General features: G+C 35.6%; 4 protein-coding genes and 4 pseudogenes. 3 read left to right on the top strand and 5 right to left on the bottom strand.

All coding sequences use genetic code 11. The features are described 5' to 3' along the window. Positions 1-111: 111 nt before the first annotated feature. Both FTU05_RS17210 and FTU05_RS17205 read right to left on the bottom strand, forming a co-directional pair. Positions 112-321, bottom strand: a pseudogene (locus FTU05_RS17210) (recombinase family protein); the annotation flags it as partial. A gap of 192 nt (positions 322-513) precedes the next feature. Continuing rightward, a pseudogene (locus FTU05_RS17205) lies at positions 514-897 on the bottom strand (tetratricopeptide repeat protein); the annotation flags it as partial. Positions 898-1,335: 438 nt separating this feature from the next. On the opposite strand from FTU05_RS17205, the gene FTU05_RS17200 reads away from it, so the two are divergent. Then, on the top strand, positions 1,336-1,956 hold the full coding sequence (locus FTU05_RS17200; RefSeq protein ID WP_180166163.1) for a LysE family transporter: 621 nt from the start codon (positions 1,336-1,338) through the stop codon (positions 1,954-1,956). Positions 1,957-2,299: 343 nt separating this feature from the next. On the opposite strand, the gene FTU05_RS17195 is transcribed toward FTU05_RS17200, so the two are convergent. Together FTU05_RS17195 and FTU05_RS17190 are read right to left on the bottom strand one after the other, a co-directional pair. After that, positions 2,300-2,842, bottom strand: coding sequence for a cysteine hydrolase family protein (locus tag FTU05_RS17195; protein ID WP_180166161.1), 543 nt, complete (start codon positions 2,840-2,842; stop codon positions 2,300-2,302). A gap of 84 nt (positions 2,843-2,926) precedes the next feature. After that, positions 2,927-3,811 (bottom strand): MBL fold metallo-hydrolase, encoded by an 885-nt coding sequence (locus tag FTU05_RS17190; RefSeq protein WP_005176778.1) that lies wholly within the window; start codon positions 3,809-3,811, stop codon positions 2,927-2,929. Between the two features lie 132 nt (positions 3,812-3,943). Between FTU05_RS17190 and FTU05_RS17185 the strand changes: the two genes are divergently transcribed. Beyond that, on the top strand, positions 3,944-4,915 hold the full coding sequence (locus FTU05_RS17185) for a GlxA family transcriptional regulator (protein WP_180166159.1): 972 nt from the start codon (positions 3,944-3,946) through the stop codon (positions 4,913-4,915). A gap of 540 nt (positions 4,916-5,455) precedes the next feature. After that, positions 5,456-5,554 (top strand): annotated as a pseudogene (locus FTU05_RS18005) (type II toxin-antitoxin system RelE/ParE family toxin); the annotation flags it as partial. A 33-nt stretch (positions 5,555-5,587) separates the two neighbouring features. Here the strand turns inward: FTU05_RS18005 and FTU05_RS17180 are convergent. Beyond that, a pseudogene (locus tag FTU05_RS17180) lies at positions 5,588-5,662 on the bottom strand (IS6 family transposase); the annotation flags it as partial.

The raw sequence follows: 5,662 nt of genomic DNA, 5'->3' as shown, positions 1-5,662 counted from the left end.
AATACCAACGAACAGCCCAAAGAATGATTTCACCTTGAAAGTGCCGACCGTGGAAGGGATTCATCTGCTGTATCTCGAAATAAATAAGATATTTAGCTTATCATGTCAGCCTATTTGCAACAGTGCCCCTTGATTTGCTTCTGACAGTAGCTTATTCAATTCAGGTCGGTCTAACTTCGTACCACTATAGTTTTCCACGTACACAATGGTTTCGCCCAAATTCAAATTTTGGTTTAGATCCTGAAGAATCTGCAAAGCCCTTTCTGCATCTTGATCTTTAGTTGAAGCTCGTAGATAAATACGTGTATTCATTTCTATCATTTAGCCTTAATTCGATTAGATAAATGATAATACTATCATTTAATTATTGCATTAAGTTTAATGATAGATGCTTTATATTATTTGGCTCGCTATCATTCAGCTATACTCTTTTGATAAAAAAAGCATGACTAAAAGCCATGCCTTGGGAATTCGTATAACGTGTATTATGTTAATTTTAATTATTCTACATAGTTACATCTGTGCCTTATCTTCCCAAAATTTTGCTTTATCTAAATTTTTTTCTACACCTATTCCATATCGATACATAAATTCAAGATCCCTCATAGCCTCTTTACTGCCAAGAGACGCAGCTTTTTTAAATAAATCTAATGCCTTAGCAGTATCTTCAGTAACTCCCTCACCATTACGATATAAATTAGCTAAACCCACCATAGAATCAGTATGATTTAAGTCAGATCCTTTTGAGAACCACACAAAAGCTTTCTTATAATGTTCTTCAGCATCAGTTGGGTCCATATCTTCAACTAAACCAGCGTATGTCGCATACCCATCACCAAGCCAATACATTGCATCGATATTGCCACTTTCCGCTGACTTATATGCCTTCGCTTCGCTCAGTAATCTTTATGCTCGCTTCGCTCGTCTAGGGTTTAACTAATACAGTTCGCACCCATTCGGGATGCTCTGTATCTTTCGTTATTAAGCACAAGAGAGTTTGTAATCAGGGAAATGGCGAAATTTTAATGGTACTCAATCGCTCGTAGACACTCGCTCGGTTTTTACTAAGATGAATTGAATTATTAGAATATCTAATCAAAATCATGGAGCTTTGATTGAATAATAGGCGTGGAGCGTAAAGAATCCATAAAAAAGCCCAATCTGGAGGATAGGGGCTAATCAAAATGATGTATACCATTAATTAATAATACAAAATATAAAAAATTTCGTATAATAATGTATATTATGTTAATTTTAGAAAATATAATTCTATATTTATTATGTACTTGAAAGAGCTTCTAGTGCCACTGATTTTTATATTTAAGGTTAAGCAATATGTTGTTAGCACTAGGTTCTTTAATATTTATTAATTTTTGTGCATTAATTATACCTGGTCCTGACTTTTTTATCGTGACTCGAACAGCCATCAGTCGCTCTCGTATTCAAGCGATATATGTAGTTCTTGGGATTACTACAGCCGTACTTATTTGGGCATTTTTTGCTTTAGTTGGGCTAAATATTATTTTTGAAAAGTTTCAGTGGCTAAGAAGAATAATAATGATTGCTGGTGGAATATATTTATGTTGGCTCGGCTTTCAAATGCTGAAATCTGCCTTTTCTAAAAAAAACCATCAACAATCTTCTAATGTGGAACTGCCTAAAAGTAATTTACGATTTTTCATGAATGGATTTTTAACTAATATTTCTAATCCTAAGGCAGTAATTTATTTTGGAAGCGTATTCTCTATATTTTTATCTAATCCAATATTAAATCAGATGCATTTTGTTATGTGGCTAATTATTGGCATAGAAACATTTGTATGGCTTAGTCTTGTTGTTTTTATATTCTCATTTCCAAAATTTAAAATTATATATCAAAATACAGCAAACTGGATTGATGGTATTTCAGGAGGAATTTTTACAGCTTTTGGTGTGTATTTAATTTCACAGAAGTAAAATATACCTTATTAAAAGCATGTAAAAAATAAAAGATTAATCTTGTTTAGTTGCAAAAGAAAGTTTTGTAATCAGGGAAAAGGCATGCGTGAAATTTTGATGTTGCTCAATCGCTCGTAGACACTAGCTCAGTTTTGATCAACTAGAATTTAATTATTCAGAACAACTAATTAAAATCATGGAACTTTGATTAAATAATAGGCATGGAACATGAATAATCATGAAAAAACCGTTCTAGTTCGCTGAACCCTAGAACGGTTTTGACTAAGATATTGATGCTAAAAGGAAAAATTTAAGCATTTTGTAAGATGTGTATTATGTTAATTTTAGAAAATCTTAATCGTTAGCTAACATAATCTTCAGTTGATATCACTTGAGCATATGCAAATTCAAAAGCGGCCATTAATGTTGCATGGACATGACCAGCAGGTACTTTAACGCCATTAAATTCCAAGTCTAGTGTTGCACAAGCATCATGTATCACTTTTACCTTATAACCAAAATCAGAAGCAGCACGAACAGCAGCATCAACACACATATGCGTCATAGCACCAATCACGACTAACTCAGTCACTTGATTACTATCTAAAATTTCTTTGAGATTCGTATTTAAGAACGCATTGATGTGATTTTTAATGATTACAGCTTCATCTTCTTGCGGCTTAACTGTGTCCTGAAATTCAATACCATTTGAGTTGGGTTCAAATATAGGAGATTCAGCATTAGCAATATGTTGGACATGAATAACTTGTGTACCCTGTTGACGGGCCTTCGCAATTACTTTCACTGCATTAGCAGCAGCTTGTTCAATATTTACCAATGGTAATTTACCTGTAGGTAGATATTCATTTTGTAAGTCGATAACTAATAAAGCTGATTTTGACATATCTGTTCCTTTACTTAACTAATATTTGTTTTGTTCTACTTAGGTTTTTAAAGAAGTGGAATGCTTCCACTTCTTTAAGTCACTTTAGAAAGAAAGCGTTTCACCATCGATAGGAATTAAAACCTTATCTTGAATTCCTTTGTCCTTTACGTAATCTGCAAGCTCAGCACGTGTTACCGACATGTGGTTAATTGCATCCATGTGAACAGCAACCACTTTAGCATTTGGTGCTTTCTGAGTTGCATGATAAGTATCTTCTTTGCCCATAATAATGGATTCTTTAAAGCCATCAACCAAGGCGTTACCTGTATTCAAGACAATCACATCAGGTTTAAATGTTTGAATCGCTTGATCAACTTCAGAACGCCAGATGGTATCTCCTGCCACATAAACAGTTTCATGGCCAGCAGCTTCAAATACCACACCCATTGCTTCACCTAATCCAGCTTTAAGCTTAGGAATACGGTACATGGCATCAGTACCGTGTTGACCACCAGTTTTAGTGAGCTTAATCCCTTCAAAGGTCGCTTGAGTTAATACACGAACATCTTTGAAGCCTTGTGACTGAATGATTTTCTGGTCTTCTTTATTCTGTACAAACAACGGCATGTTTTTCGGAATAGTCGCTTGTGCTGCATCATCCCAATGATCTAAATGGGTATGAGTCACGATTACCGCATCTACACCTTCTAAAATCGTTTCAGGCTTAATAGGCAAATCGACTAATGGATTCCGTAAATAGCTACGATGAGTATCAGGAAAACCTTCATAGAACCCTTTTTTAGCAAACATTGGGTCAATTAAAAAAGTTGTATCCGCATAGGTTACTTTAATCGTTGCATTGCGAATTTCTTGTATATGCGTCACTTTAGAGGTATCTCGCTGAACCACTTTATCATTCGCATATAAATGGACTGAAGCCATTGCCAGAGAGAGTGCAATAACAGAGCTACTTAAAATTTTATTCATGTTCTAGATCCAATCATTTAGTCATACTTGAATCATGATAGAAATCATCAAACAAAAAAATTGTCCTTAAGGACAATCATCGAAACTATTGGGACAACATGCTATATTTATTATTTTAGAGAGGTAGATCGAATGGCTATACCAGTGATTGGATTGTTCGTTTATCCCAATATAAATCCATTTCACTTCTCTATCCCCCATATCATTTTCAATATCAAGATTGAAGATAAACGCTTATTTGATCTGAAAATTTTTTCTATAGATGGCCAGCCCGTAACAACAGAACAGTCTATGATGATTATCCCTGATGGTGGGGTCGAGCTCATTAAAGAGTCGGATCTTATTATTATTCCTGGGTGGGATGATTTTAATCACGAGCCTGAACAAGTACTTATCGATGCCCTAAATTGTGCATATCAGACTGGAATTAGAATTGTAGGGTTATGCTATGGAACTTATGCACTGGCATATGCTGGTTTACTTGACCATAAAAAAGCAGCTACGCACTGGATGGCTGAACAAGATTTCAGTGAGCGGTTTCCACAGGTTCAACTTGATCATGATGCCCTGTATGTAGAAGACCAAAGGATTGTAACCTCTGCTGGAACAGGTGCAGCATTAGACTGCTGCCTATATTTGGTACGAGAAATCTATAATGCACGAATTGCGAATAAAGTCTCTAGAGTAATGGTGATCCCGCCTCACCGTGAAGGTGGGCAAGCTCAGTTTATTGAACAGCCAGTCGCAGAATCGAGCCAAGATGCACAAATTAATGTATTACTTGATTTTTTAAGAAAGAATTTAGCTTTACAACATAATATTGAAAGCCTCGCTGAACGGACACATATGACACGCAGGACGTTCACACGGTATTTTAAGAAAGCGACAGGCATGACCCTAGTCGATTGGCTGAATACTGAAAGAATCAGATTAAGTTGTGAACTTTTAGAAACGACAAACTTGTCTATCGAAAAGATAACCGAGCTTTCAGGTTTTAATAATACCGTGTCATTTAGAAAAAATTTTCGTGAAAAATATGGCACCAGCCCTCAGGCATGGAGAAAAGCTTTTGGGATCATTAATGAAAATAATCCACCCATTTAACATAATGGTGGTTATACGAAATCAACACTTGTATATTAATATAAATATCAAAAACTTAACAAACTAAGAAAAATCCAAAAATGCCCAAAAATCCGATTTTGAAACAAGTCGGCTTTTTTATGAGCGGTTTTGATAGTTTTTGCCAACACTTTTGCTCAAAAAACACTCAAAACCAAGAATCACATACACTCTATAAGGCTTTCAGCCTAAAAACAATCCACAATTTTTGCGGATAAACCTTGGGGTAAGTTTTGAGCAACCTTGTAAGCCAAGGCTGACATGAATTAGGGAGCATTGCGTCTATGTCAGTATGGGGATTTTTCATATGATGGGGACATAGAGAACAGGATGTTCCAACACATAAAACAATAATGATAAGTGCGACACCAGGACGTGAGGTACGACAGGAGTTATACCTAAACACCCAATACGAAAAAGCCCGACAGGATGTCGGGCTTTTTTATTGCCTATCATTTCTCATTTGCAAAACAAGCATAATGCTCCTAAAATATAGACTATAATCTATATTTTGGTTGTGGTATGTGGACAGTCATTACGACAGATCTATTTAATCAGTGGCTTGAACAGCAAGATGAATCTACACAAGAGAAGATCCTAGCGGCACTGTTGCAAATAGAGATTTGAGTCGATGAAGTTCCTTTTTAAAAGTGCTTAGAGACCGAAAACCCTGTTGATTAGACACACTTCACCTTGAGGCTGACCATAATAAAATGACGATGCTTGTCC

Origin of the sequence: Acinetobacter sp. YH12049 (assembly GCF_013419875.1) — a bacterium.
Lineage (GTDB): Bacteria > Pseudomonadota > Gammaproteobacteria > Pseudomonadales > Moraxellaceae > Acinetobacter > Acinetobacter amyesii.
This window is presented reverse-complemented; position numbering and strand designations above follow the sequence as displayed.

Bases quoted from the DNA above. Each gene is read 5' to 3' on its own strand.
- FTU05_RS17200 (WP_180166163.1), top strand. From the start codon at position 1,336: ATGTTGTTAGCACTAGGTTCTTTAATATTTATTAATTTTTGTGCATTA.
- FTU05_RS17195 (WP_180166161.1), bottom strand. From the start codon at position 2,842: ATGTCAAAATCAGCTTTATTAGTTATCGACTTACAAAATGAATATCTA.
- FTU05_RS17190 (WP_005176778.1), bottom strand. From the start codon at position 3,811: ATGAATAAAATTTTAAGTAGCTCTGTTATTGCACTCTCTCTGGCAATG.
- FTU05_RS17185 (WP_180166159.1), top strand. From the start codon at position 3,944: ATGGCTATACCAGTGATTGGATTGTTCGTTTATCCCAATATAAATCCA.